The organism is Massilia sp. Masssp94 (assembly GCF_059491305.1).
Genome location: NZ_CP168501.1, coordinates 1940897 through 1967466, shown reverse-complemented (window position 1 = coordinate 1967466; position 26570 = coordinate 1940897). Strand labels below are relative to the sequence as shown.

Annotated in this window: 18 protein-coding genes, 1 tRNA gene and 2 rRNA genes; 17 read left to right on the top strand and 4 right to left on the bottom strand. The window is 65.6% G+C overall.

Annotated elements, in window-relative coordinates:
- From ACEN9G_RS08610 to ACEN9G_RS08565, 10 genes are all read left to right on the top strand, one after another.
- A tRNA-Ala gene (locus ACEN9G_RS08610) sits at positions 1 to 76 on the top strand.
- Positions 77 to 283: 207 nt separating this feature from the next.
- A 23S ribosomal RNA gene (locus ACEN9G_RS08605) occupies positions 284 to 3176 on the top strand.
- 126 nt (positions 3177 to 3302) lie between these two features.
- Positions 3303 to 3415, top strand: a 5S ribosomal RNA gene (gene rrf / locus ACEN9G_RS08600).
- Between the two features lie 104 nt (positions 3416 to 3519).
- Positions 3520 to 3849: a DUF2946 family protein gene (locus ACEN9G_RS08595; RefSeq protein ID WP_413344158.1), complete on the top strand. Its 330-nt coding sequence runs from the start codon at positions 3520 to 3522 to the stop codon at positions 3847 to 3849.
- 87 nt (positions 3850 to 3936) lie between these two features.
- Positions 3937 to 5994 carry a TonB-dependent siderophore receptor gene (locus ACEN9G_RS08590; RefSeq protein ID WP_413344159.1) on the top strand — a complete coding sequence of 686 codons (2058 nt, stop codon included), beginning with the start codon at positions 3937 to 3939 and terminating at the stop codon, positions 5992 to 5994.
- Between the two features lie 9 nt (positions 5995 to 6003).
- Positions 6004 to 7110 carry an acetyltransferase domain-containing protein gene (locus ACEN9G_RS08585; protein ID WP_413344160.1) on the top strand — a complete coding sequence of 369 codons (1107 nt, stop codon included), beginning with the start codon at positions 6004 to 6006 and terminating at the stop codon, positions 7108 to 7110.
- Between the two features lie 31 nt (positions 7111 to 7141).
- A complete protein-coding gene (locus ACEN9G_RS08580) occupies positions 7142 to 8608 on the top strand; it encodes a DUF2868 domain-containing protein (protein WP_483126572.1) in 1467 nt (488 codons plus the stop codon).
- The gene (locus tag ACEN9G_RS08575; RefSeq protein ID WP_413342423.1) at positions 8605 to 10089 is read left to right on the top strand and encodes a DUF3482 domain-containing protein; all 1485 of its coding nucleotides are present in this window, start codon (positions 8605 to 8607) and stop codon (positions 10087 to 10089) included. The genes ACEN9G_RS08580 and ACEN9G_RS08575 overlap by 4 nt, the downstream gene beginning before the upstream one ends.
- A 118-nt stretch (positions 10090 to 10207) precedes the next feature.
- Positions 10208 to 10681 carry a cytochrome c-550 PedF gene (gene pedF / locus ACEN9G_RS08570; protein WP_413342425.1) on the top strand — a complete coding sequence of 158 codons (474 nt, stop codon included), beginning with the start codon at positions 10208 to 10210 and terminating at the stop codon, positions 10679 to 10681.
- 7 nt (positions 10682 to 10688) lie between these two features.
- On the top strand, positions 10689 to 11528 hold the full coding sequence (locus tag ACEN9G_RS08565) for a substrate-binding periplasmic protein (protein WP_413342426.1): 840 nt from the start codon (positions 10689 to 10691) through the stop codon (positions 11526 to 11528).
- Here the strand turns inward: ACEN9G_RS08565 and ACEN9G_RS08560 are convergent, their stop codons facing one another.
- From ACEN9G_RS08560 to ACEN9G_RS08550, 3 genes are all read right to left on the bottom strand, one after another.
- Entirely contained in the window at positions 11529 to 11714 is a 186-nt protein-coding gene (locus tag ACEN9G_RS08560) for a 4-oxalocrotonate tautomerase (RefSeq protein WP_413342428.1), read from the bottom strand.
- A 10-nt stretch (positions 11715 to 11724) separates the two neighbouring features.
- Positions 11725 to 12456, bottom strand: coding sequence for a class II aldolase/adducin family protein (locus ACEN9G_RS08555; protein WP_413342430.1), 732 nt, complete (start codon positions 12454 to 12456; stop codon positions 11725 to 11727).
- Between the two features lie 72 nt (positions 12457 to 12528).
- Positions 12529 to 14631 carry a TonB-dependent receptor family protein gene (locus tag ACEN9G_RS08550; protein WP_413342431.1) on the bottom strand — a complete coding sequence of 701 codons (2103 nt, stop codon included), beginning with the start codon at positions 14629 to 14631 and terminating at the stop codon, positions 12529 to 12531.
- A gap of 143 nt (positions 14632 to 14774) precedes the next feature.
- Here ACEN9G_RS08550 and ACEN9G_RS08545 point away from each other — a divergent pair, with 143 nt between their 5' ends.
- From ACEN9G_RS08545 to ACEN9G_RS08515, 7 genes are all read left to right on the top strand, one after another.
- Positions 14775 to 15716 carry a beta-propeller fold lactonase family protein gene (locus ACEN9G_RS08545; protein WP_483126569.1) on the top strand — a complete coding sequence of 314 codons (942 nt, stop codon included), beginning with the start codon at positions 14775 to 14777 and terminating at the stop codon, positions 15714 to 15716.
- Positions 15717 to 15882: 166 nt separating this feature from the next.
- Positions 15883 to 17403, top strand: a complete 1521-nt coding sequence (adh, locus tag ACEN9G_RS08540; protein WP_413342558.1) for an aldehyde dehydrogenase — start codon at positions 15883 to 15885, stop codon at positions 17401 to 17403.
- A gap of 16 nt (positions 17404 to 17419) precedes the next feature.
- Positions 17420 to 17800 (top strand): DUF779 domain-containing protein, encoded by a 381-nt coding sequence (locus ACEN9G_RS08535; RefSeq protein WP_105381157.1) that lies wholly within the window; start codon positions 17420 to 17422, stop codon positions 17798 to 17800.
- Between the two features lie 65 nt (positions 17801 to 17865).
- Positions 17866 to 19611 carry a PQQ-dependent methanol/ethanol family dehydrogenase gene (locus ACEN9G_RS08530; protein WP_413342556.1) on the top strand — a complete coding sequence of 582 codons (1746 nt, stop codon included), beginning with the start codon at positions 17866 to 17868 and terminating at the stop codon, positions 19609 to 19611.
- A 287-nt stretch (positions 19612 to 19898) separates the two neighbouring features.
- On the top strand, positions 19899 to 21056 hold the full coding sequence (locus ACEN9G_RS08525) for a porin (protein ID WP_413342554.1): 1158 nt from the start codon (positions 19899 to 19901) through the stop codon (positions 21054 to 21056).
- 7 nt (positions 21057 to 21063) lie between these two features.
- Complete coding sequence (locus tag ACEN9G_RS08520) at positions 21064 to 23139, top strand: 4Fe-4S binding protein (RefSeq protein ID WP_483126568.1); 2076 nt, start codon at positions 21064 to 21066, stop codon at positions 23137 to 23139.
- Positions 23139 to 24110, top strand: a complete 972-nt coding sequence (locus tag ACEN9G_RS08515; RefSeq protein WP_413344254.1) for an FAD:protein FMN transferase — start codon at positions 23139 to 23141, stop codon at positions 24108 to 24110. Before ACEN9G_RS08520 ends, ACEN9G_RS08515 begins: the two co-directional genes overlap by 1 nt.
- Here ACEN9G_RS08515 and ACEN9G_RS08510 read toward each other — a convergent pair.
- Positions 24107 to 26050, bottom strand: coding sequence for a sigma-54-dependent Fis family transcriptional regulator (locus ACEN9G_RS08510; protein ID WP_413344252.1), 1944 nt, complete (start codon positions 26048 to 26050; stop codon positions 24107 to 24109). The two genes, ACEN9G_RS08515 and ACEN9G_RS08510, sit on opposite strands and share 4 nt — an antisense overlap.
- Positions 26051 to 26570 lie beyond the last annotated feature (520 nt).

Below are 26570 nucleotides of genomic sequence, written 5' to 3'. Positions count from 1 at the left end.
GGGGGATTAGCTCAGCTGGGAGAGCACCTGCTTTGCAAGCAGGGGGTCGTCGGTTCGATCCCGTCATCCTCCACCACTATCTTTACGTAAGACGCTGGTTTTAGGTAAGTGTAGTTCTCGTTCTTTAACAATCTGGAAGAAGTAAAGTTTTCTTTAAGCGTGTAGCTAACGAAAGTTGGATGCACACTTAGGGTAGAAAATCTGTATGTATCAACAAACATAGTAAGCTGAACTCTTGTCGATATGACGTTCCCTGATACTCATGCAGGGGCCAACGTTATAGGGACAAGTGAATAAGTGCACATGGTGGATGCCTTGGCGATTACAGGCGATGAAGGACGTAGTAGCTTGCGATAAGCTGCGGGGAGTGAGCAAACACACTTTGATCCGCAGATTTCCGAATGGGGAAACCCGGCCTTTTAGGTCATTGCATACTGAATACATAGGTATGCAAAGCGAACGCGGCGAACTGAAACATCTAAGTAGCTGCAGGAAAAGAAATCAACCGAGATTCCCAAAGTAGTGGCGAGCGAAATGGGATGAGCCTTGTACGTGATAGTCGATCGAATAGTGGAACAGCCTGGAAATGCTGGCCATAGAGGGTGATAGCCCCTTACACGAAATTCGAACGGTGGTACTAAGCGTACGACAAGTAGGGCGGGACACGAGAAATCCTGTCTGAAGATGGGGGGACCATCCTCCAAGGCTAAATACTCGTAATCGACCGATAGTGAACCAGTACCGTGAGGGAAAGGCGAAAAGAACCCCGGGAGGGGAGTGAAATAGATCCTGAAACCGTGTGCATACAAACAGTCGGAGCCTCTTCGTGGGGTGACGGCGTACCTTTTGTATAATGGGTCAGCGACTTACATTCAGTGGCGAGGTTAACCGGATAGGGGAGCCGTAGAGAAATCGAGTCCGAACAGGGCGACAGTCGCTGGGTGTAGACCCGAAACCAGGTGATCTACCCATGGCCAGGATGAAGGTGCGGTAACACGCCCTGGAGGTCCGAACCCACTAATGTTGAAAAATTAGGGGATGAGCTGTGGGTAGGGGTGAAAGGCTAAACAAACCTGGAAATAGCTGGTTCTCTCCGAAAACTATTTAGGTAGTGCCTCAAGTATCACCATCGGGGGTAGAGCACTGTTATGGCTAGGGGGTCATTGCGACTTACCAAACCATTGCAAACTCCGAATACCGATGAGTGCGAGCTTGGGAGACAGACGTCGGGTGCTAACGTCCGGCGTCAAGAGGGAAACAACCCAGACCGCCAGCTAAGGTCCCAAAGATTGGCTAAGTGGAAAACGAAGTGGGAAGGCTAAAACAGTCAGGATGTTGGCTTAGAAGCAGCCATCATTTAAAGAAAGCGTAATAGCTCACTGATCGAGTCGTCCTGCGCGGAAGATGTAACGGGGCTAAGCCAGTCACCGAAGCTGCGGATATGTTTCTTAGTATTTATACTTTGATCCATATGGTAGGAGAGCGTTCCGTAAGCCTGAGAAGGTGTCTTGTAAAGGATGCTGGAGGTATCGGAAGTGCGAATGCTGACATGAGTAGCGATAAAGAGGGTGAAAAGCCCTCTCGCCGAAAGCCCAAGGTTTCCTGTTCAACGTTCATCGGAGCAGGGTGAGTCGGCCCCTAAGGCGAGGCAGAGATGCGTAGCTGATGGGAAGCAGGTTAATATTCCTGCACCGTCGTATGATGCGATGGGGGGACGGATCGCGGAAGGTTGTCCAACTGTTGGAATAGTTGGTTCTTGACTCATAGAAGGCGCTTAGGCAAATCCGGGCGCGTAATTCAAGGGGTCGAGACGTGTGCCCTTGTGGCACGAAGCAATCGGAAGTGGTTCCAAGAAAAGCCTCTAAGCTTCAGTCATACGAGACCGTACCGCAAACCGACACAGGTGGGCGAGATGAGTATTCTAAGGCGCTTGAGAGAACTCGGGAGAAGGAACTCGGCAAATTGGTACCGTAACTTCGGGATAAGGTACGCCCCGGTAGCTTGAATGGTTTACTCCATGAGGGTGAAAGGGTTGCAATAAACTGGTGGCTGCGACTGTTTAATAAAAACACAGCACTCTGCAAACACGAAAGTGGACGTATAGGGTGTGACGCCTGCCCGGTGCTGGAAGATTAAATGATGGGGTGCAAGCTCTTGATTGAAGTCCCAGTAAACGGCGGCCGTAACTATAACGGTCCTAAGGTAGCGAAATTCCTTGTCGGGTAAGTTCCGACCTGCACGAATGGCGTAACGATGGCCACACTGTCTCCTCCCGAGACTCAGCGAAGTTGAAATGTTTGTGATGATGCAATCTACCCGCGGCTAGACGGAAAGACCCCATGAACCTTTACTGTAGCTTTGCATTGGACTTTGAACCAATCTGTGTAGGATAGGTGGGAGGCTTTGAAGCGGGGACGCCAGTTCTCGTGGAGCCAACCTTGAAATACCACCCTGGTTCGTTTGAGGTTCTAACCTTGGCCCGTGATCCGGGTCGGGGACAGTGCATGGTAGGCAGTTTGACTGGGGCGGTCTCCTCCTAAAGTGTAACGGAGGAGTTCGAAGGTACGCTAGGTACGGTCGGACATCGTGCTAATAGTGCAATGGCATAAGCGTGCTTAACTGCGAGACCGACAAGTCGAGCAGGTACGAAAGTAGGACATAGTGATCCGGTGGTTCTGTATGGAAGGGCCATCGCTCAACGGATAAAAGGTACTCTGGGGATAACAGGCTGATTCCTCCCAAGAGTTCATATCGACGGGGGAGTTTGGCACCTCGATGTCGGCTCATCACATCCTGGGGCTGTAGCCGGTCCCAAGGGTATGGCTGTTCGCCATTTAAAGTGGTACGTGAGCTGGGTTTAAAACGTCGTGAGACAGTTTGGTCCCTATCTGCCGTGGGCGTTGGAAATTTGAAGGGGGCTGCTCCTAGTACGAGAGGACCGGAGTGGACGAACCTCTGGTGTACCGGTTGTCACGCCAGTGGCATTGCCGGGTAGCTAAGTTCGGAAGAGATAACCGCTGAAAGCATCTAAGCGGGAAACTCGCCTTGAGATGAGATTTCCCGGAGCCTTGAGCTCCTTGAAGGGTCGTTCGAGACCAGGACGTTGATAGGTCAGGTGTGGAAGTGCAGTAATGCATTAAGCTAACTGATACTAATTGCCCGTACGGCTTGTCCCTATAACCTTGGCAGTCATTGCCAACGCAAGGGTTCAGCTGTTTGTTGAGACAACAGATTACGAAAACTGCTTCTTCCGGATTCAGAGTGACGCATGCACTATGCAAGCGGCACTCGTACAAGTTATGCCTGATGACCATAGCAAGTCTGTACCACCCCTTCCCATCCCGAACAGGACCGTGAAAAGACTCTGCGCCGATGATAGTGCTGCAACCAGTGTGAAAGTAGGTTATCGTCAGGCTAGTTATTAGAAAAGCCCGCTCAGTATGCACTGAGCGGGCTTTTTGCTTTTCAGCGCCCCGACTTCAGCTACAATGCCCCGCTGTTGTCTTTCCATTACCCCGAATGTCACGCTCCTTCGTCCACGTACTGCTGTCGCTGCTGCTGCTCATCACGCAGCAGATGTCGTTGCAGCATGCGGCGACGCACGTCGCGGAGGCTGCCACTCCGCAAGCGGCAGCGCAGGTGGAGCGGGGCGCCGACGGCAAGCCGGCATTGCGCGATCTCTGCGCACTGTGCCTCGACGGCGCCCAGCTGGCATTCGCGGCGCCGCCATCGGTGCATGTCTTCGTGCCGCTCGCGCTGGCGGACGAGGGCCCCGTCGACCCGATTCGCACCGGCATCCGTCCGCAGCCGGTCCACGTCTACCAGCCGCGCGGTCCACCCCAAGCCTGATCAGTTCCTCCAATCGATGCATCGTACCGCCATGGCGCCTGCGCCCGGGCGGCGTTGCGCGTTATTCGCTGAACAGGATTTGGAAACATGAAGATCAAGAACACCCATCTGCGGTGCGTGCCGCTGCTCGCCGGTACGCTGTCTTTCCACGCCATGGCCGAACCGCCGGCCGGCACCGTGCTCGTCACCGGCCAGCGCACGGCCTACCATGCCCTTACCGTGGCCGGCGCCACGAAAACCGATGCGCAGCCGCTCGACCTGCCGCAAAGCACCCGGACGCTGGAGGCCGACCTGCTGCGCGACGCGGGCGTCACCAACCTGGCCGGTGCCCTGGAACTGGCCAGCGGCATCGCCCGCCAGAGCGACCTGGGCGGCCTGTGGGACAGCTACGCGATGCGTGGCTTCACGGGCGATCCGAACTTCGGGTCCGACTACATGGTCAACGGCTTCAGTTCGAGCCGTGGCTACAACGGCCTGCGCGACGTCGCGGGTACCCAGTTCATCGAGATTTTGAAGGGACCCGCATCGGCGCTGTATGGCCGCGGCGAGCCGGGCGGCACGGTCAACATCGTGACGAAGAAGCCGCGCTTCGCGCCGCAATACGGCATCGACGCCGCGCTTGCGAGCCATGGCACGCGGCGCGCCGCCGCCGACCTGACCGGGCCGTTGTCGGACAGCGTCGCGTACCGGTTCAACCTGGCGCACCAGGCGGGCGGCAGCTTCCGCGACCTGGTGCACACGGAGCGCACCTACGTCGCGCCGTCCATCCTGTGGCACGCGGGCGAAGACACGACGGTGTCGTACGAGATCGAGGCGACGCGCCAACGCACGCCGTTCGACCGTGGCGTCGTCGCGATCCCGGGCCGGTTGCCAGTCTCGCGTTTCCTCGGCGAGCCTGCCGACGGTCCGGTCATCGTGCAGTCGGTGGGACAGCAGCTGTTCGTCCAGCGCGCGCTGGGCGCAGGCTGGTCGGTGCAGGGTGGCGCATCCTATCGCGACAGTGCGCTCGCCGGCTATTCGACGGAAGCCAGCGACCTCGCGGCGGATGGCCGGACGCTGCGCCGCCAGCGGCGGCATCGCGACTTCGCGGCCATCGACCGTTCCGCCCGCGTTGAGCTGCTGGGCAGGCTCGCAAACCACGCCGTGCTGGTCGGCGTCGACACCTACCGGTTCGATGACCGGCGCGTGCAGCTGCGCCGCAATCCGTCGGCCGCGAATCCGTACGCGCTCGACATCTTCGACCCCGTGTACGGCGGCACGGCCGCGCCGCTCGCCCTGTCGATCGATACGCTCGAACACCAGCGCGCCACGGGGCTCTACGTGCAGGACCAGTTGGACCTGACGGCGCGCTGGAAAGCGCTCGTCGGCGTGCGCCATGACCGGTACCGCCAGACCGTGATCAACCATCGCACGGCGGCCGTCAACCACCACCGCGTGGGCGCCACCAGCCCGCGCGCCGGACTGGTCTACCAGCCGGCTGCCACGGTCGCGCTGTACGCGAGCACCGCGCGCGGCTTTCGCCCGAACAGCGGCATCGGCATCGACAACCAGGCGTTCCCCGCGGAAGAGAGCCGCGCCGACGAGGTGGGTGCGAAGCTCGACATGCCGGGCGGGCTGGCGGGCACCCTCGCGCTCTACCGGATCCGCAAGAAGAACGTCCTGACGACGAATCCGGCGAACACGGATTACTCCATTCCGGCAGGCGAGGTCGCGAGCCGGGGCGTGGAACTGGACGTGTCGGGCCGGCTGCGGCGCGACCTGAAGCTGTCGGCGTCGTACGCGTACACGGACGCGCGCGTAACCCGTGGCGACAACACCATACGTACCGGCAACCGCGTTCCCAACGTGCCGCGCCACAGCGCCAACGTGCTGCTGGTCGCGGGCGATGCACGGCTGTCGGCCGGCGCCGGACTCGCGTACGTGGGTGAGCGCTTCGGCGACGTGGCGGCGCCCAGTGGCTTCACGCTGCCCGGCTACACGACGGCCCGCGTCATGGCGGCGTATGCGCCGGACAAACGCTGGCGCATCGCGCTGAACGTCGACAACCTGTTCGACCGCCGCTACTACGCCAGTTCGTACAGCCGGTTGTGGGTCGCGCCGGGCAGCACGCGCACGGCGACGGCAACCCTGTCTTACCGCTACTGAGGAACCGCCATGAACACCCGACGTATTCTCTCGATCGACGTGATGCGCGGCCTCGTCATGCTCCTGATGACGGTCGACCACGTGCGCGAGACGTTCTATCTCCAGCACCAGGTCGGCGATCCGATGGACGTGGGCGCGACGCCGCCCGCGCTGTTCTTCACCCGCCTGGCGGCGCATTTCTGCGCGCCGATGTTCGTGTTCCTGACCGGCCTGTCGGCGTGGCTGTATGCGCATCCGCCCGGCGGCCGGCGCAGCGCGACGGGGTTCCTCGTCAAGCGCGGCCTGTTGCTGCTCGCGCTCGAGGTGACGGTCGTGAATGCCGCCTGGTCGGGGGCGCCGCAGTCCACCATTTACCTGCAGGTGATCTGGGCCATCGGCCTCGCCATGCTCGCGCTGGCGCTGCTGCACCGCCTGCCGCTCGCGCTGCCCGGTGTGCTGGGCCTGATCATCGTGGGCGGGCACAATGCGCTGGAACAGGGGACGTTGGCCCCGGCGGCGTGGACGATCCTCGAACAGCGCGGCTTCCTCGCGCTCGACCCGGTCCGCATCAAGGTCAGCTATCCCGTGCTGGCCTGGATCGGCGTGATCCTGCTGGGCTATGCGTGCGGCCCCTTGTATGCCAGGACGGCCGCGCCCGCGCTGCGCACGCGCTGGCTGACCCTCGTTGGCATCGCCTGTCTCGCGTCGCTCGTCGTCCTGCGCAGCGTGAACGCGTACGGCGAGCCCGTGCCGTGGACGCCGCAGGCTGACCCCGTGCGCGCCGCGATGTCCCTCCTCAACTTCACGAAATATCCGCCCTCGCTCGACTTCCTCCTGTTGACGCTCGGCGTGGGGTGCGTCGCGCTCGCGTGGATCGAGCGCGTGGACACGGTAGCGACCCGCGCGGCGGCGGTGTTCGGCGGGGCGCCGCTGTTCTACTACCTGCTGCACCTGTATGCGCTACTGGCGCTGCAGAAGCTCGCCGCCGCCGCGCTGGGCGTGCCGCGCGCGGACGTGGCGCACGTCTGGCAGGTGTGGGCGATCGCCGCGCTGCTGGCTGTCGTCCTGTATCTGCCGACGCGGCTGTTCGGCGCGTACAAGCGCACGAGCGGGAAACGATGGGTGAAGTATTTCTGATAAGCTTGTCAACTCATCCAGAGAGGAGCCCATGAACGAGCGGACCGCACGCGATGTCGTCCTGATGCGCGCCATCGAAACCGCCGACACGAAGCGCGAGATCCTGACCGAAGACGACCGCGTCTACGCCAGCCGCAGCGCGCGCGAGCTGGCGCACTGGCAGGCGGCCGAAGGCAAGAGCGAGCCGCGGCTCGACCACTTCCTCGGCCAGCGCGCGGAACTCATCCTCAAGCGGCTGGCCGAGCGCACGCCCGCGTTTGCCGCGTTCCGCCAGCGGCGCAGCCTGCTGCCCATGCTGGCCGTGCTGCTGCCCATCATCGGCTTCGCGGCCGGCGCGGGGCTGGACCGCATCGGCAATCCGCATCGCGTCGACCTGCTGTCGGCGCCGCTGCTCGCGATCCTCGCGTGGAACCTGCTGGTCTACGTCGCGCTGATCGTGTGGGCGCTCGTGCCGTCGAAGCGCACCGGCTGGGCGAGCCCGCGGCTGCTGCGCCGCCTGTCCGTCGGCAAGGCCGCGCTGCCGCGCAAACTGCCGGCGCCGCTCGCCGCCGGCATCGCCCAATACTTCACGGACTGGTCGGCGCTGACGGCCAAGCTCACGCATTTGCGCCTCGGCCGCACCATCCACCTCGCGGCCGCCGCGTTCGCGCTCGGTGCGATCGCGTCGTTGTACGCGCGCGGCGTGCTGACGCAATACGCGGCCGGGTGGGAGAGCACGTTCCTCGATGCCCAGCAGGTGCACATGCTGCTGTCGGTCCTGTTCGCACCCGCGCTGGCCGTGTTCCCGCTGCAGGGTTTTACCTTGGCCGACGTCCAGGCGCTGCGCTTCGTGCAGGAGCCGTCGCCCGCCGGTGGCGCACGCTGGGTGCACCTGTATGCGGCGACGCTGTTCCTGCTCGTCGTGCTGCCGCGCCTCGTGCTGGCGCTCGTGTCCGGACTGCGCGCGCGCCGCCTCGCGCACCGCTTCCCGCTCGACCTCGGCCAGCCGTATTACCGGCTGCTGGCCGACCGCGTCGGCGCGTCCGGTCCGGCCGTGCTGCGCGTGATCCCGTACAGCTTCACCGTCGACGAGCCGCGTCATAAAGGCCTCGCGGCCGTCGCGGCGATGGTGCTCGGCGAACAGGCGCAGTTGATGCTGCGCCCATCGTGCCCGTACGGCGAGGAGCCGAAGGAGCTGCTGCGCGATGCGCGCCTCGACGATGCCGGCGTCGCCATCACGGCCGTCCTGTTCAGCCTCGCCGCCACGCCGGAACGGGAAAACCACGGCGCGTTTCTCGAGTACCTGGCGCGGAACACGCCGCGCGGCATCGCCGTGCTGCTGGACGAATCGGGGCTCGTGGAGCGCGGCGCCGCCGACGCTCGCCTCGTCGAGCGCGTCGCGTTGTGGCACCAGTTCTGCCAGTATCATCATATCCAGGGGACCGTCGTCGACCTGCTGCATCCGGAGCGCCATCCGCTCGATCTCGGCAGCGGCCTTCCGGTGTCGGGGGGCGCATGAGCGCGCAACCCGTCGATATCCAGTTCGCGCTCGTCTCGCACACGAACAACGGCAAGACGACCCTCGCACGCACCCTGGTGGGCATGGACGTGGGCGAGGTGCGCGACGCCGCCCACGTGACCGTGTTCGCCGAAGCGCATACCTTGCAGACCAGCGGCGCGGGCGACCGCCTGCTGTTGTGGGATACGCCCGGCTTCGGCGATTCCGTCCGGCTGCTCAAGCGCCTCGCGCAGGCCGGCAATCCGATCGGCTGGTTCATGCGCGAGGTATTCGACCGCTACCGCGACCGGCCGTTCTGGCTCAGCCAGCAGGCGCTGCGCGCGGCGAAGGACGCGGCCGACGTGGTGCTGTACCTCGTGAATTCGTCCGAGGACCCGCGCGATGCCGGCTACCTGCCGGCCGAGATGCGGATCCTCGAATGGCTCGGCAAACCGGTCGTCGTGCTGCTCAACCAGCTGGGGCCACCGCGGCCGGACGAGCAGGAGCAGGCGGAGCAGGCGCGCTGGAAAGCGCACCTCGACCAGTTCTCGATCGTACGCGACGTGCTTGCGCTCGACGCGTTCGCGCGCTGCTGGGTGCACGAGGACGTGTTCTACGAACGCGTCGGCAAGTTGATCGACGCGTCGAAACGCGACGGCTATGCGCGGCTGCTCGCGGCTTGGCAGGCCAACAATGTGCAGCGCTTCCGCGAGGCCGTGGCACTCGGCGCGCAGATGCTGGCCGGCGCCGCGCGCGACAGCCAGTCCATCGAGCAGGAGGGCAAGGCGAATTTGTTCAAGTCGGCGCTGAAGGCCGTCGGTCTCGGCAAGGATGAACAGAAGCGCCAGGAGGCGGCGATGGCCGGCCTCGTCGAGCGGCTGGAGCGGCGCATCGGCGACACGACGGTCGGCCTCCTGCGCCTGCACCGGCTCGACCCGGGCGACGCGGGCCGCATCAATGCCCGCGTGCGCGAGAACTTCGCCGTGCGCGCGCCCATCGACAAGGCGCAGGCGGGGCTGCTCGGTGCCGTCGTTTCCGGCGCTGCGACGGGCCTCTCGGCCGACCTGATGGCCGGCGGCCTCACGCTGGGTGGCGGCGCGCTGCTCGGTGCGATCGTCGGCGCGCTCACGATGGCTGGCGCGGCCTGGGGTTTCAATACCACGACGGACCGCGACCGGCCGACCGTGCAGTTCGCGGATCCGTTCCTGCGCACGCTCCTCGTCGGCAGCGTGCTGCGCTACCTGGCGGTCGCCCATTTTGGGCGCGGACGCGGCAACTTCGTCGAAGGGGAGGCGCCGCCGTTCTGGCAGGCCGAGGTCGAACGCAGCGTCGCCGCGCACGAGGCGGAACTGGCGTCATTGTGGAAGGCCGTGCGTGGCGCGCCCGATGCTGCGGCGGCCGCGGCGCCCGTGCAGGCGCTGCTCGGCCGCGTGATGGCGGAAACGCTCGAACGCCTGTATCCGGAGGCGGCGGCACGCGCGCTGGCACGCGCGGACATGTGACACCTGTTGCAAATTGGGACAGGCGCGGGCCGCGAACGCCGCCATCCAGGGCGTATGAAGCATGGCACGCCGATTGCTCATGTAGGGATAGACCGATAAACCTACAGGAGACATCACCATGAAGCACAAATTCCGCATCGCCGCCGGCGCAGTCGCCGTTGCCGCCGCCGCACTCACCTCGCTCTGGGCCAACGCGCACGGCAACGTGGTCCCGCAAGCCGTCGACACGACGGGCCTGCCCGCCCTGGGCGACAAATGGCGCGACGAGAATCCGTACCGCACCAACAAGCTGGCGCTGAAGATCGGCGCGTCGGCCTACGGGCAGAACTGCGCCCGCTGCCACGGGCTGGAAGCGGTGTCGGGCGGGATCGCACCGGACCTGCGCCTGCTCGATCGCGACTGCACCGGCATCAAGAACGAGAAGAAGAAGGATGCCTGCTACAAGGAGATCGACAACTACTTCCTGACCAGCATCCGCCACGGCAAGGTGCGCAACGGGGCCGTCTACATGCCGCCGTTCGAAGGCGTGTTCAACCAGGAAGCGATGTGGGCCATCAAGACCTACCTCGAATCCCGCCGCGCCGCCGACTGAGGCCGTCATGTCGACCCTGACTTCGCCGTCGCGCCGCCGGATGCTTGCGGCCGGCCTGCTGCTGGGTGCGGGCATCGCCGCACCCGCTCTCGCGGCAGACAATCCCGTGCTGCGCGAGGCGGGCCATCTGAAGGTGGCCGTCTACAACGATCTCGCGCCGTTTTCCGACAAGGGCCAGGGCATCGACGCCGACCTCGGCGCCGCGCTGGCCGGCAAGCTCGGTCTGAAGCTGACGCTGTTGCCGTTCAACGCCGGCGACGATCTCAACGACGACCTGCGCAACATGGTGTGGAAGGGCCACTACCTCGGCTACGGACCGGCCGACGTGATGCTGCACGTGCCCGTGGACCGCATGCTGATGAACGCGAATCCGCAGGTCGAGATCTTCGCGCCGTACTATGTGGAGACCGTGCGGCTCGTGCGCAGCGCGCAGGCGATCCCGCAGGTCGGCGGCGTGGAGGCGCTGGCGGGCAAGCGCATCGGCGTGGAGAAGGTGTCGATCTCCGGCATGGTGATGCTGGGCGAGGGTGGGGGGCGCTTCCGCGAGCAGGTGCACATCTACCCGACCGCGATCGAAGCACTGGAACAGTTGAAGGCCGGTGCCCTGGATGCGGTGCTGGCCACGCGGGCCCAGATCGAGTCGGTGATGAAGGGCGATCCCGCATTCCCGCTGCAGGAGGTGCCGTTCGACCGCCTGCCGCGCGGCGGCTGGGCGGTCGGCATGGCGGTGAAGAAGGATAACCTCGGTCTCGCGCGCCAGTTGCAGGCCGCGCTGAACGACCTGGCGGCCAGCGGCGAACTGAAGACGCTCTTCGCGAAGTACGGGGTGCAGGTCGTCAGGCCGTGATCATTCGTCGGACCATAGTTTACCGCCCGTGGCCCAGTGCTCGCGCTTGACTTCGTGGATCAGGATGTCCACGGCGTCGGGCGAGCACTCCAGCGTCCTGGCGGTGGCTTCCGTGACGGCCTTTACGAAGGCGCGCTTTTGTTCCGGCGTACGGCCTTCGAACAGTTGAACGTTAATGGTCGGCATAGGGGTTCCTTCAGGTTCGGTATCGGGGACTGGCGGCGTCCAGGCGGCGCAGCAGCGACGGCCATTCGAGCACGCCTTCGGGCGAGCCGTCGCCCACGAGCTGCGCATGCGCCGTCGCGCACATGGCAGCGGGCGGTTGCACGAGCGGCACGCCGGCCGCCTGTGCGCGCAGCTGCGCCTCGCAGGCGCGGTCCAGGGTTTCCATCAGCACGAAGGCTTCCGCGATCGTGCGGCCCACGGTCAGGCTGCCGTGGTTCCGCAGCAGCATGGCGGGGCGGTGGCCCAGGTTGTCCACGAGGCGTGCCTGCTCGTCAAGCGTCATCGCGATGCCTTCGTAGTCGTGGTACGCGAGCTCGCCGTGAAAGCGCAGCGCGTACGGCGACAGCGGCAGCAGGCCGTCCTGCTGCATGCCGACGGCGATGCCGGCCACGTTATGCAGATGCATGACGCAGGCGGCATCCGGCCGCGCCTCGTGCACGGCCGCGTGCAGGCGGAAGCCGGACCGGTTCACCGGCGCAGGCAATGCGCCGATCACGTTGCCGGCGCTGTCGACCTTGACGAGGTTCGACGCCGTCACTTCATCGAAGCACAGGCCGAACGCGTTGATCAGGTAGTGACCCGGCTCGCCGGGCACGGCGGCCGAGATGTGGGTGTAGATGCCGTCGGCCCAGCCGTACAGCGCGCATAACCGGTAGCACGCGGCGAGGTCGACGCGTGTTTGCCATTCCGAGAGTTTGTCCATCACGCGAGCGTAACAGGCAACGCGCACGCCGGTCATATGCCGGCGTGCATGAATGTTATGCGCCTCGCGTATTCAGAACTGGTACTGGACGCTTGCGCCCAGCACCCAGTTGCGGCCCGGCGCCGGCTCGTAATACCGCTTGTTGCTGTCGCCGACGATGACGGAGCCGACGTACGTACGGTCGAACACGTTGTTCACGCGCGCGTACTCGCGCACGCGCCACGCGCCCAGCGGCTGGCTGGCCTGCACGCGCGCGTTGACGATCGCATAGCCCGGCGCCGGCGTCGCCGCGTTGGCGTCGTCCGGATTGACCTTGCCGCTGGCGATGGTTTCCAGCGCCGCCTGCAGGCGGCCGTCCGCATCCTTCCACGCCAGCTCGCCGAACAGGCTCGTTCTCGGCACGCCCGGCAGGCGGTTGCCCTCGGCGACGCCGGTGAATGCCTCGTCGTAGATCGCACGCAGCACCGTGGCCGCCACGCGGGTGGAGAAGCCCGCGCGCAGGTCGGCGTCGAGCGACAGTTCCAGGCCCTGGCGCAGGGTGGCGCTCGCGTTGCGGTAGCTCGTGCGGCCGCCGCTGGAACTGTCGACGACCAGCTCGTCGTGCGTGCGCACCTGGAAGACGGCCGCGTTGACGCGCACGTCCTGGCCGACCAGGGCTTTCGCACCGGCCTCCAGCTGCGTGCTCGTGGCCGCGCCGAGGCGGTAATTGAAGCCGTTGCCCGTGCCCGAGTAGAACACTTCGTTCAGCGTCGGCGTCTCGAAGCCGCGCGCCGCGCTCGCGTAGACGTTCAGCGTGGGCGTCACCTTGTACAGCGCGCCCAGGAGCGGCGTCGTGTGGCGGTAGTCGACGCTGCCGCCGTCGTTGCCGTTGGCGAGATAGTGGTCGTCCACGTCGAAGCTCACGCGGCTGTGGCGCAGGCCGCCCGTGAACACCCATTGGCCGCGCTCCCATTCCAGCTGCAGGTAAGGATCGACGTTGCGCACGTCGTCTTCCTCGTCGCGGCGCAGGTTGCCCTTCACGCCGAACGTGGTGCCGACGTAGTTCTCGTACCCCTTGCGCGCATCGTTCGATTTGCCGGCTTCCAGGCCGACGGTCGCGCGGAGAATCCCATCGCCGAGCGGGCGCGCCATCTGCCAGTTCGCATCGATGCCGTAGAAATCGCGGTCGAAGTCGACGACGCCGCCGGAATGGCTGGCCGGTGCCTGGAACGCCTTCGAGAACGACTGGTACTGGATCACGCTGCGGTTGCCGCCATAGACTGCAACGTGCAGGCGATCCTGGCCGAACTTCTCGTCCCACGCGAGGCCGACCTGCGTGTGGTGGATGCTTTTACGGGTGTCGTAGCGGTCGGCCAAGGTGCGCTTGGGCGTCTGCGGGTCCGTCGCATCGATCTCGCCGGCGCGCGGGTCGCGCTGGAACGTGGCCCACGTCACGCCGAGCGGGTCCTGCGTGTCGTCCTGGCGCAGGCCGCTGGCGGTCACCGTCAGCTTGCCGGTCGCGGACGTGTCGAACGTCAGCTTGGCATAAGCCTGGTCGCGCGTGGCGGCGCTGTGGGCGCGGTAGCCGTCCGTTTCGAAACGCGAGCCGTCGAGCAGCCAGCCGAACGCGCCCTGCTTGCCGCCCGTATTGACGTCCGTTTTGCGCATGCCGTCGCTGCCGGCCGAGACATTCGTTTCGATATAGGGTGCGCCGCGTGGATCACGGGTGAACAGTTGTATCACGCCGCCGGCGTGGTTGCCGTACAAGGTGGAGAAGGGGCCGCGCAGGACTTCGATGCGCTCGGCCATGTCGAGGTTGAACGTCGCGGCCTGGCCCTGGCCGTCCGGCATGGTGGCCGGGATGCCGTCCGCGACGAGGCGCACGCCGCGCACGCCGAACGCGGACCGGGCGCCGAAGCCGCGCGAGGAAATCTGCAGGTCTTGCGCATAGTTCTGGCGGTTCTGCACGACGAGCCCCGGCACCGTGGCCAGCGCCTCGGACGCGTTGACGCGCGGCTGTGCGGCGCCGATGCGGTCCGCGTCGACGACGTCGATCGCGGCCGGCAGGTCGAAGCTCGTGTGCTCGGCGCGCGTGGCGCTGACGACGACCACGCTCATCGGCGCATCGGGGGCGGCGACGGCGGCCAGCGGGGCGGCGGCGAACAGTGCCGCCACGAAATTCAAACGGTGATTCATCTTGTCTCCTGTCGAATGGTCGCCCTTGTCATCCGGGCGCTGACCATGAGCGCATGCAATATACCTGCCAGCCCGGAAACGTGCTGCCCGCATGGCATGGCGCTTGCAATCCGGAGAGTACCGACCACACTCAAAGGACCATCATGTCACGTCTTCGTTCCCTCATCGTCCTGCTGGCCTGCAGCTTCGGCGCCGCGCAGGCCGCCCCCTTCGCCTACGTCCCCAACGAAAAATCCGGCAGCGTCAGCGTGATCGACACCGCCACCGGCGCGGCCGTGCGCCAGATCGCGGCCGGCAAGCGCCCGCGCGGCATCGCGGCCGATCCGGCAGGCAGCCGGCTGTACGTCACGGACGCCGCCGGCAGCGCGCTGCTCGTGCTGGATGCCGCCAGCGGCGCGACGCTGGCCACGATCCCGCTCGGCAGCTCGCCCGAGGGCGTGAACGCGTCGCGCGACGGCCGCTGGGTCGCCGTCGCCGTCGAGGATTCCAACAGCGTGGCGCTCGTCGACGCGGCCGCGCGCAAGCTCGTCGCCGACATTCCCGTCCAGGGCAAGAACCCCGAGCACGCCGTGTTCAGCCCGGACGGGCGCTGGTTGCTCGTCTCGGCCGAGAACGCGGAGCAGGTCGACGTGATCGACGTGGCCGCACGCCGCCAGGTCGGTTCGATCGCGGTGGGCCTGCGCCCGCGCGGCATCGGCTTCGCGCCGGACGGTACGCGGGCCTACGTCGCGTGCGAGCTCGCGGGCGCGGTGTACGTGCTGGATATCGACAAGCGCCGCAGCATCGCCACGATCCCGGCGGGGAAGAACCCGGCCGGCATCGTCGTGTCGCCCGACGGGAAGACGGTATTCGTGTCGAACGGCGCGGACGGCAGCGTGATGCGCATCGACGCGGCGCGCAATGCGGTGGACGCCACCATCGCCGTCGGCAAGCGGCCCTGGAACATGGCGCTGACGCCGGACGGCAGCCGGCTGTACGTGGCGAACGGGCGCTCGGACAGCGTGTCCGTGATCGACACGGCCGCGGGCAGCAAGACGGGCGACATCGCTGTGGGCCAGTTGCCGTGGGGCGTGGTGATCCGCTGACCTGTTCAAGTTTGGAACACCTGTACCAGAAACAGCCGGCGCCAGGCGGTCCAACACGGCAAAAACAGGGGAAAGCGGGCTGGCACGGGGTTTGCGAAAGAAGGGATGTACCGAGCAAACACCAGTGCCCGCAACGGCCACCCAACCCACAACGAAAGAGGATGACATGAATCTCGCAGACATCAGCAAACTCGGCGTCGCCAATCCGTTCCGCCAACGCTACGACAACTTCATCGGCGGCAAATTCGTCGCGCCGGTCAAGGGCGAGTACTTCGCCAACGTCACGCCGATCAGCGGCCAGCCGTTCTGCGAAGTGGCCCGTTCGACGGCCGAAGACGTGGAGCTGGCGCTGGACGCCGCCCACGCCGCCAAGGACGCCTGGGCGAAGACGTCGCCGGCCGAACGCGCCAACATCCTGAACCGCATCGCCGACCGCATGGAGCAGAACCTGCGCCTGATCGCGACCGCCGAGACCATCGACAACGGCAAGCCGATCCGCGAAACGATGGCGGCCGACATCCCGCTGGCGATCGACCACTTCCGCTATTTCGCGAGCTGCATCCGCACGCAGGAAGGCGCCATCTCGACCATCGACGACCAGACCTACGCGTACCACTTCCATGAGCCGCTGGGCGTCGTCGGCCAGATCATCCCGTGGAACTTCCCGATCCTGATGGCCGTGTGGAAGCTGGCCCCGGCCCTCGCCGCCGGCAACTGCGTCGTGCTGAAACCGGCCGAGCAGACCCCGGCCTCGATCATGGTGCTGGTCGAACTGATCGCCGACCTGCTGCCGGCGGGTGTGCTGAACATCGTCAACGGCTTCGGCCTGGAAGCGGGCAAGCCGCTCGCATCGAGCAAGCGCATCGCCAAGATCGCCTTCACCGGCGAAACCGGCACCGGCCGCCTGATCATGCAGTACGCCGCACAAAACCTGATTCCGGTAACGCTGGAACTGGGCGGCAAGTCGCCCAACATCTTCTTCGCGGACGTGATGGACGCGGACGACGACTTCTTCGACAAGTGCCTGGAAGGCTTCGCGATGTTCGCGTTGAACCAGGGCGAGGTGTGCACCTGCCCGTCGCGCGTGCTGATTCAGGAATCGATCTACGAGAAGTTCATCGAGCGCGCGCTGGCACGCGTGGCGCAAATCAAGGCCGGCAACCCGCTCGACGAGGGCACGATGATCGGCGCCCAGGCGTCGAAGGAGCAGCTGGAAAAGATCCTGTCCTACCTCGACATCGGCCGCCAGGAAGGCGCGCAGGTGCTGGCCGGCGGCGAGCAGGCGAAGCATGACGGCGACCTGTCCGGCGGCTACTACGTGCGTCCGACCGTGTTCAAGGGCGACAACAGCATGCGCATCTTCCAGGAAGAGATCTTCGGCCCGGTCGTGTCGGTGACGACGTTCAAGGACGAGGCGGATGCGCTGCGCATCGCCAACGACACGCTGTACGGCCTGGGCGCCGGCCTGTGGACGCGCGACGGCAGCCGCGCCTTCCGCGTCGGCCGCGCGATCCAGGCGGGCCGCGTGTGGACCAACTGCTATCACCTGTACCCGGCACACGCCGCATTCGGCGGCTACAAGCAGTCGGGCATCGGCCGCGAGAATCACAAGATGATGCTCGACCACTACCAGCAGACCAAGAATCTGCTGGTGAGCTACAGCCCGAAAGCGCTGGGCTTCTTTTAACTGGCAGAGAGGCGCCATGACAGCCAATATCGAACGCGTGATGGCGACTCCCGCCGCGCTGGCCTTCATCGGCGAGCTGCGGCGGCGCCACGGGCCGCTGATGTTTTTCCAGTCCGGCGGCTGCTGCGACGGCAGCACGCCGATGTGCTACGCCGCCGGGGAGTTCGACCTGTCCGACACGGACGTCTACCTGGGCAACCTGGACGGCGCGCCGTTCTACATCGGGCTGGAGCAGTTCGGTTACTGGGAACACACCCAGCTGATCATCGACGTGGTGGAAGGCAACGGCGGCATGTTCTCGCTCGATAACGGCACGGGCCGGCGCTTCCTCACGCGCTCGCGCCTGTTCACGGACGAGGAAAACGGCCAGCTGCGCAGCCAGGCGCCGGGACCTTAAGCGACGACAAAGCAGTAGGGTGGGCACCACGTGCCCACCATACAACGACAACAAAGGAGACAAGCATGAAGACGAGAATGACCATCCTGCTCGCAGGACTCGCCCCGCTGGCGTTCATCGCCCAGGCGGCCGACATCACCAACGCGATGATCGAAAACGCGGCCAAGGACACGAAGAACGTGCTGTCCTTCGGCATGGGTACGCAGGGCCAGCGATTTTCGACGCTCACCCAGATCAACACGAAGACCGTCGGCCAGCTGGTCCCGGCCTGGTCGTTCTCGTTCGGCGGCGAGAAACAGCGCGGGCAGGAGTCGCAGCCCATCATCGCCAACGGCAAGATGTTCGTCACCGCGTCGTATTCGCGCATCTATGCGATCGACCTGAAGACGGGGAATAAACTGTGGAAGTACGAGCACCGCCTGCCGGAAGCGATCATGCCGTGCTGCGACGTCGTCAACCGCGGCGCCGCCGTGTACGGCAACCTCGTCATCTTCGGCACGCTGGATGCGCAACTGGTCGCCCTCGACCAGAACACCGGCAAGGTCGTGTGGAAGGAAAAGGTCGACGACTATGCGGCCGGCTACTCCATGACGGCCGCGCCGCTGATCGCCAAGGGCGTCCTGATCACGGGCGTCTCGGGCGGCGAGTTCGGCATCGTGGGCCGCGTGGAAGGCCGCAACCCGCTGACGGGCGAGCTGCTGTGGTCGCGCCCGACCGTCGAAGGCCATATGGGCTACCGTTACGACAAGGACGGCAAGGCGATTGATGCGGGCGTCACCGGCACGGTCAACAAGAGCTGGCCGGGCGAGCTGTGGAAGACGGGCGGCGCGTCGACCTGGATGGGCGGCACGTACGACCCGGCCACGGGCCTCGCGTACGTCGGCACCGGCAACCCGGCACCGTGGAACAGCCACCTGCGCCCTGGCGACAACCTGTATTCGTCGTCGACGCTCGCGCTCGATCCGACGACGGGCCAGATCAAGTGGGCCTACCAGAGCACGCCGAACGATTCGTGGGACTTCGACGGCGCCAACGAGTTCGTCACGTTCGACATGAACGGCAAGCGCTACGGCGGCAAGGCCGACCGCAACGGCTTCTTCTACGTGATCGACGCGAAGACGGGCCAGCTGCAGAATGCCTTCCCGTTCGTGAACAAGATCACGTGGGCGAGCGGCATCGACCTCAAGACGGGCCGTCCGAACTTCATCGCCGCCAACCGTCCCAGCGATCCGACGAAGGGCGACGGCAAGAAGGGTTCGACCGTGTTCGCCGCGCCGGCCTTCCTCGGCGCGAAGAACCAGATGCCGATGGCGTACAGCCCGCAGACCGGCCTGTTCTACGTGCCCGCCAACGAGTGGGGCATGGAGATCTGGAACGAACCGATCACGTACAAGAAGGGTGGCGCTTACCTCGGTGCCGGCTTCACGATCAAGCCGCTGAACGACGACTACATCGGCGCGCTGCGCGCGGTGGATCCCAAGACGGGCAAGATCGTCTGGGAGAACAAGAACACGGCACCGTTGTGGGGCGGCGTGATGACGACGGCCGGCGGGCTCGTGTTCTACGGCACGCCCGAGGGCTTCCTGAAGGCGGTCGATGCGAAGTCGGGCAAGGAACTGTGGAAGTTCCAGACCGGTTCGGGCGTCGTCGCGCCGCCGGTGACGTGGGAAGACGGCGGCGTGCAATACGTGGCCGTCGTCTCCGGTTGGGGCGGTGCCGTGCCGCTGTGGGGCGGCGAGGTTGCGAAGAAGGTGAACTTCCTGGAGCAGGGCGGCTCGGTCTGGGTCTTCAAGCTCGCAACCAAGATTTGATTTGAACTCCAGGTAAGTGGTCAGGGAGGGTTATGCATCGGCTGCGGCGGCGGCCGGCGTCAAGACCCTGTTTTGCCGCGGCTTCGGCCGCGGTTTTTTTTATTTATACCGTTTAGTTCGTTTTTGTGTGCGGACGGTCAAAACTGCAACACCTGATCCGATTCGCCACAGAAAAATACGCTGTTTCTTCGCTTTTCCCCGGGTGAGCGACCGGGCACGCAACTTGCCATCACTGTCGGTACATCTCAACGATGTATCCCACTACAAACAAGAAAGCGAGGAGACAAATGAAGAAGGTTCACGCATTGGCCGTCATGGCCTCGATCGGCGCCTGCACGCAAGCTTCCGCGGTCGACCTGAAGGCCGGCGACTGGACGGTCAACGTCGGCGGCATCGTCAACGCATATTACACGGGCGTCTCGTGCAGCGGCGACGCCGTCGGCGGGCTGGCGCTGGGCGGCCGCGCGCTCGGCTGCGGCGGCGAGGATCACCGCACTACCATCGGCAACGGCCTGCTGCCCAGCGGTCTCGTGACGTCCGTATCGTCGACGCAGGGCGGCTTCGACGTCACCGCCAAGATCGGCATCTACGTCGCCACGGCGACGGACAGCGCGATCGCGCAAAACAGCACGGTCGACGTGCGCCAGGCCTTCTTCACGTTCGGCCGTGCGGACCTCGGCACCTTCAAGCTGGGCCGCGACTACGGCATCTTCGGCGCCAACGCGATCCTGAACGACATGACCCTCGTCGGCGCAGGCGCGCCGGTGCAGGCCACGCAGCGCGGCCGCGTGACGCTGGGCCACATCGGTGCCGGCTACAGCTACCTGGGCACGTATGGCCAGATCGTCTACAGCACGCCGAAAAACGACGCGGGCATCGGCTTCGACTTCGGCGTGATGAGTCCCGTGTCCGACACGCCGGTCATCGCCGGTCCGCGTTACTCCACCCGTTCGAGCCCGCAGGTGCAGGCGCGCCTCTCGTTCGCGCAGGACGGTTTCAAGGCCTGGCTCGGCGCCAAGACCCAGCGCTTCGAAACGCAGACGCCGGGCGCGAGCGACCTCACGATGAACGGCTTCGAAGCCGGCGCATCGTACCAGCTGGGCGCCGCGGGCCTGCTCGTCAACGCGCAGACGGGCCGCGCGCTGGGCATCCTGTCCGACGCCGACCAAGGCGACGTGCGCTCCAGGAACTTCCTCGTGCAGGGCACGTTCAAGACGACCGATGCCCTGAAACTGGGCCTGTCGTGGGGCCGCAGCGCCAACGACGACAACACCGTCGGCACCGGCGGCCTGAAGTCGAACGCCAACCTGACGGCCGGGGCCTACTATGCGCTGAACAGCGCGATCACGCTGGTGGCCGAGATCGGGCAGACGCGCTCGAAGGGCTTCGGCGGCGCCACCGCGCGCATGAACGGCGGTTCGGTCGGCGGCATCATCTTCTTCTGATGCGGCCATGAACCTGCTCCGCCTCGTCATCTGCTGGCTCCTGCTTTGCGCCGCGGCGCACGCCGGGACGCTGACGCAGGCGGAGCTGGCGCGGCGCTTCCCGGCGCCGCTGGTCGTCGGCGAAAAATCGGCCGACATCCCGGCCTGGCCGCTGTTCAAGCAGAACGGCACGGTGACGGAGCTGGTCGGCTATGCGTTCGAATCGGCCGACCTGGCGCCGGTGCCGGGCTTCGCCGGCGTGCCGCCGAATCTCCTCGTCGTCATGGACCCGAAAGGCACCTTCCTCGACGTGGCGGTGCTGTCACAGCACGAACCGGTGTTCCTGGAAGGTCTCGGGGAAGCGCCGCTGCGGGAGTTCCTGCAGCAGTACCGCGGGCGGTCGCTGGGGCAGGGCATCACGGTCGGTGGCGCGAAGGGCAGCCTGGACGGGGTGTCGAAGGCGACGGCATCCGTCCGCATCATCAACCAGAGCGTCCTGTCGGCCGCGCTGAAGGTGGCGCGCGCCAAGCTCGGTTTTGCGCAGGGGCGCGATCCGGGCCGCATCGGCCGGATCCGCATGGATGTCTTCGCGCCGCTGTCGCTGCAGGACATGCTCGATGCGGGCCTCGTGCGGCATGTCCGCGTGCGCCGGGGCGACGTCGAGCGGCTGTTCGCGGGGAGTAGCGGCGCCGGACTGGATGCGCAGGCGCTCGCGCAGCCCGACGACGTCTTCATCGACCTGTGGGTCGCGTGGGCGTCGGTGCCGGCCGTCGGCCGCAACCTGCTGGCGCCGCGCACGTGGAACCGGCTGCAGGGCAGGCTGGAACCGGGCGACCACGCGCTGCTCGTGCTGACGGCCGGTCCGCATACGCTTACCGGCGCGGACTTCGTGCGCGGCAGCGTCCCGCGCGGCATCGTGCTGCGCCAGGACCGCCTGCCGGTGGAGATGCGCGACCTCGATCTCGAACCGCGCCTGGCCGACGGCGTGCACCTGCCGGCCGACGAGATGCTGCTCATGCGCGTCATCGGCCAGGCTGGACTCGATCCGGCGCGCGCGCTCGACTTCGCGCTGCCCGTCACGCGCAGCAAAGGGATCGTCTATCCGGAGCGGATCACGCGCGAGATCGCGTTCTCGTACCGCCTGCCGGAGGCGTACTACATTGCGCCGGAGGGCGCCGCCCCGGCGTGGCAGGCCAGCTGGAAGGCGCGCCGCGTGGAGTTGATCGTGCTGGGCGTCGCGCTCGCGCTGCTCGCGGCCGCGCTGTGGCAGCAGCGCCGGCTGGTGGCGCACGCACGCCGCTTCGCCTGGCTGCGCCGCGCGTGGCTGCTGTTCACCATCGGCTTCATCGGCTATGCGGCGCAGGCGCAGCTGTCCATCGTCAATCTCACCGGCATCGTGCAGGCCCTCCGGGCGGGGCGGGGCCTGGATTACCTGCTGTTCGATCCGCTGACCGTGGCGCTGTGGGCGTTCGTGCTCGTCTCCCTGTTCATCTGGGGGCGCGGCACGTTCTGCGGCTGGCTGTGTCCCTTCGGCGCGTTGCAGGAATTCGCGGGTCTCGCGGGACAGGCGCTGCGGCTGCCGCAGGTCGCCGTGCGGCGCGTGCTCGATGCGCGCCTGAAGCGCGTGAAGTACGGCGTGCTGGCGGCGATCCTGCTGGCGGCCGTGTGGGCGCCGGCGCAGGCAGACCGGCTCGTCGAACTGGAACCGTTCAAGACCGCGATCACGCTGAATTTCGTGCGCGCCTGGCCGTTCGTCGCGTATGCCGCCGGCCTGCTGCTGGCCGTCATGGTCGTCAACAAGGCATTCTGCCGTTATCTCTGTCCGCTCGGCGCGGCGCTCGCGCTGCTGGGCCGCGTGCGCCTGCTCGACTGGATCCCGCGGCGCGCCGAATGCGGCACGCCGTGTCAAACGTGCCGCCACCGCTGCGGCTACAACGCGATCGCCCCGAGCGGGAAGGTCGACTACGAGGAGTGTTTTCAATGTATGGAATGTGTCGTTATCCACGCAAGCGACGAACAGTGCGCGCCGCGGATCTTGGAGCGGAAGCGCAGCCGGACGATTCCGATCGTCCCGGCCCCGGACGTCATCGACAGGAGAGCATGATGCACAGAAGGACCTTCATCGCCGCCACCCTGGGCGGCATGGCCGGCGCCGCGGTGGCCGACGCGGCCGCAGCCGACGAACTGCCACTGCACAGCGGCGCCGCGCTGGCATTCGGGACGACGATCAGCGTCGCCGTGCGCCATGCGGACCCGGAAGCCGCGCAGCAGGCCATCGCCGCCGCATTGGGCGAGGCGCGCCGCGTGGATGCGCTGATGAGCCTCCACCAGCCGCCCAGCCAGGTGTTCCGGCTGAACCGCGACAAGGTGCTGCACGGCCCCGATCCGCATCTCCTGACGGTGCTGGAGCATGCGCGCACCTTGTCGCGCCTGACGCAGGGCGCGTTCGACATCACGGTGCAGCCGCTGTGGCGCGCGTTCGATTCGGCGCACGGCGTGCCGCCCGAGCCCGAGCGCATGCGCGCGCAACGCCTCGTCGGCTGGACGCAGGTGCAGGCGGGGCCGGAACGCGTCGTGCTGGCACGGAAGGGGATGGCGATCACGCTGAACGGCCTCGCGCAAGGCTATGCGACGGACCTCGCGCTGGCCGCGCTGCGCCGGCACGGCATCCGCCACGCGCTCGTCGACACGGGCGAATACGGTGCGCTGGGCCGCACCGGCGGGCGGCCATGGCACCTGGGCATCCGCGATCCGCGCAACGAGGACGCGGTGGCCGCGAGCCTCGTGCTGGACGGGCGCTGCGCCGCCACGTCGGGCGATTACGCGTCGGCGTTCACGTCGGACCTGCGCCACCACCACATCTTCGATCCGGCCAGCGGCGATTCGCCGACGGAGCTGGCCAGCGTCACGGTGCTCGCGCCCACCGGGCTGGAGGCCGACGGCCTGTCGACCGCATTCATGGTGATGGGCGCACGCCGCGCGCATGCGCTGGCCGCGCACCTGCCGGGCGTGGACCTGCTCACGATCGGCAAGGACGGCGCGCGCTGGAAGTCGTCCGGCTTCCCGGCTGTCTAGGGGGAGGTCTTCAGATGCGGCAGCTTGCGGTAAATGGTGTTGCGCGAGACGCCCAGCGCGCGCGCCGTCGCCGACACGTTGCCGCCGTTCGCCTCGAGCGACTTGAGGATCGCGGCCAGTTCCATCTCTTCGAGATTGGCGCCGGACGCGATCATCTGCTGGGCGGCGGGCGCGCTCGCGGGTGCGGCTTCGGGCGGCTCCGCGATGTCGTCCAGGAAGTCGTCCGGCATGTGGCGCAGGCCGATTTCTTCCTCGTCGCCGGCCATGATCGCGGCGGTGCGCAGGAGGTTCGTCAGCTGGCGGAAGTTGCCCGGCCATTTGTGGCGCTTGAACAGCCGCAGTACCTCGTCCGAGATCGTGTGCGTGCCGCCCGTTTCGTTCTCCACAGAGAGGATTTTTCGCACCACCGTTTCGAGGTCGGTGCGCTCGCGCAGCGGCGGCAGTTTCACCACGAGGCCGTTCAGGCGGTAATACAGGTCTTCGCGGAACAGGCCCTCGGCGATGCGGCGGCGCAGGTTGTGGTTCGTCGCGCAGATCACTTCCACGTTCACCGGGATCGACTTGCCGCTGCCGAGCGGCGTGACCATCCGTTCCTGCAGCACGCGCAGCAGGCGGGCCTGCAGCGGATAGGGCATGTCGCCGATCTCATCGAGGAACAGCGTGCCGCCGTTCGCCTGCAGGATCTTGCCGACCGCCCCCTTCTTGCGCGCGCCGGTGAACGCGCCGTCCTCGTAGCCGAACAGCTCCGATTCGATCAGCGTCTCGGGAATCGACGCGCAGTTCACGGCGACGAACGGCCCTTGCGCGCGCGGCGAATCGTTGTGGATGGCCTGGGCCAGCAATTCCTTGCCGGTGCCCGTCTCGCCCATGATCATGATCGGCACGTCGCGCCCGAGCACGCGGTTGACCTTGTCGATGACCTGTTCGAGCTGCGGGTCGCCCGTGTTCAGGTAGCGCAGGCCGGACAGGCGCCGCGTGGGTGCCTTCGCGGGCACCTGTGCGATGGGCGCCATCTGCGTCGCATCGTCGAACGCGCCGGTGAGCACGTGCACGCCGTTCGTCAGCCGCAGTTCCGCCCGGCCGCGCACGCGCACGCCGTTGTGCATGCACAGGTCGAGCAGGCCGGGCGCCGCGGTGCGGTAGTGATCGTACAGGGCGGAGACGGGAAGGCCGAACAGGGAGCTGAACGTATGGGCCTGCAGTGCGGGATACGAAAGGCCCAGCTGGAACAGGCCGTTGCGGTTGGCGGCGAGGAAGCGGCCGCCCGGGCTGAACGACGCGATCCCTTCCATCAGCGTGCCGATGAATTCGGGGCGCGTGTGGAAGTGCAGGGTGATCGCGTTTTCGAACGTCGCCGCGAACAGCTGGTTCTCGATCATCAGCGCGGACATGCGCACGAGGGCCATCGTGTGCTTGTGAAAGCTGCGCCGGTCTCCGCTGACGTCCAGCACGCCGACCACGTTGCCGCGGTGGTCGGTGATCGGTGCCGCGGAGCAGGTCAGGAAGTGGTTCGCGGAGAGGAAGTGCTGGTCCGCATGGATCGTCGTCGGCACCCGTTCCGCGATCGCGGTGCCGATCGCGTTCGTGCCCTTGCTCTCCTCGGACCAGGCGACGCCCGCCGTCAGCGCGACGCGGTTGGCCTTTTCGAGGAAGTCGGCGTCGCCCAGCGAATGCACGATCACGCCCTGCGCATCCGTCAGCAGGACCATGTTGTGGGTGTTGGCGATCTGCTGGTACAGCGTTTCCATCGCGGGCACCGCGTGGCTGTACAGCAGGCGATTCTGTTCGACCAGATAGGACAGGTCGGTGCCGGATACGGGGGTGAAATCGGGCCGTGAATCGGGACTCAGGCCGAATTGTTCGGAGCGTCGGTGCGAGATCGCGATCATCGTTGCCATGTCGTCGCCGGGGGCGAGCAAGCCTGCGTGTTGATAAGTCATTCCAAGTCTCCTGGTTGGCCCTGGACCGCGGCTCTATATTGGGAATCGACTGTTCATAAATGTAGCACCTGTACCGGAACGGAACAATCAGGCGTGTAAATATGCTCCGTTTTATTGATGCTTTGTTTTATGCAACACACAGTAAGCAAGCTGGATGCCAGCTTTTTAGGCACTGCAAGACAGGCCTTGCGCAGGTGCCCGCGCGTTTGCTATAGTTCGCGTCCTGCTTCTGCAGCGCACAAAAAGTTTAACTGAATCACACGTTAAACTTGTCAGATCGATTACATCGAGTGTGTTGCAGAAATAGACGAGGGGTTGACGAGTTAAGCGAAGCACTGCATAATCTCACTTCTCTGCTGCTGACGAACAAAACGATTCGCAAGCGCAGCAAGGCAGTACCGAATACAGTTCTTTAACAATCAACAGTCGATAAGTGTGGGCGTTTGATGAAGTGCCAGCATCCTTCGGGGTGCTGAATGCTTAAATTATCAAATGTTCACACAAAAGAAATACGTTGCTC

Excerpts from the sequence above, each read along its gene's own strand:
- ACEN9G_RS08595 (WP_413344158.1), top strand. The coding sequence starts at position 3,520 with ATGTCACGCTCCTTCGTCCACGTACTGCTGTCGCTGCTGCTGCTCATC.
- ACEN9G_RS08590 (WP_413344159.1), top strand. The coding sequence starts at position 3,937 with ATGAAGATCAAGAACACCCATCTGCGGTGCGTGCCGCTGCTCGCCGGT.
- ACEN9G_RS08585 (WP_413344160.1), top strand. The coding sequence starts at position 6,004 with ATGAACACCCGACGTATTCTCTCGATCGACGTGATGCGCGGCCTCGTC.
- ACEN9G_RS08580 (WP_483126572.1), top strand. The coding sequence starts at position 7,142 with ATGAACGAGCGGACCGCACGCGATGTCGTCCTGATGCGCGCCATCGAA.
- ACEN9G_RS08575 (WP_413342423.1), top strand. The coding sequence starts at position 8,605 with ATGAGCGCGCAACCCGTCGATATCCAGTTCGCGCTCGTCTCGCACACG.
- pedF (WP_413342425.1), top strand. The coding sequence starts at position 10,208 with ATGAAGCACAAATTCCGCATCGCCGCCGGCGCAGTCGCCGTTGCCGCC.
- ACEN9G_RS08565 (WP_413342426.1), top strand. The coding sequence starts at position 10,689 with ATGTCGACCCTGACTTCGCCGTCGCGCCGCCGGATGCTTGCGGCCGGC.
- ACEN9G_RS08560 (WP_413342428.1), bottom strand. The coding sequence starts at position 11,714 with ATGCCGACCATTAACGTTCAACTGTTCGAAGGCCGTACGCCGGAACAA.
- ACEN9G_RS08555 (WP_413342430.1), bottom strand. The coding sequence starts at position 12,456 with ATGGACAAACTCTCGGAATGGCAAACACGCGTCGACCTCGCCGCGTGC.
- ACEN9G_RS08550 (WP_413342431.1), bottom strand. The coding sequence starts at position 14,631 with ATGAATCACCGTTTGAATTTCGTGGCGGCACTGTTCGCCGCCGCCCCG.
- ACEN9G_RS08545 (WP_483126569.1), top strand. The coding sequence starts at position 14,775 with ATGTCACGTCTTCGTTCCCTCATCGTCCTGCTGGCCTGCAGCTTCGGC.
- adh (WP_413342558.1), top strand. The coding sequence starts at position 15,883 with ATGAATCTCGCAGACATCAGCAAACTCGGCGTCGCCAATCCGTTCCGC.
- ACEN9G_RS08535 (WP_105381157.1), top strand. The coding sequence starts at position 17,420 with ATGACAGCCAATATCGAACGCGTGATGGCGACTCCCGCCGCGCTGGCC.
- ACEN9G_RS08530 (WP_413342556.1), top strand. The coding sequence starts at position 17,866 with ATGAAGACGAGAATGACCATCCTGCTCGCAGGACTCGCCCCGCTGGCG.
- ACEN9G_RS08525 (WP_413342554.1), top strand. The coding sequence starts at position 19,899 with ATGAAGAAGGTTCACGCATTGGCCGTCATGGCCTCGATCGGCGCCTGC.
- ACEN9G_RS08520 (WP_483126568.1), top strand. The coding sequence starts at position 21,064 with ATGAACCTGCTCCGCCTCGTCATCTGCTGGCTCCTGCTTTGCGCCGCG.
- ACEN9G_RS08515 (WP_413344254.1), top strand. The coding sequence starts at position 23,139 with ATGCACAGAAGGACCTTCATCGCCGCCACCCTGGGCGGCATGGCCGGC.
- ACEN9G_RS08510 (WP_413344252.1), bottom strand. The coding sequence starts at position 26,050 with ATGACTTATCAACACGCAGGCTTGCTCGCCCCCGGCGACGACATGGCA.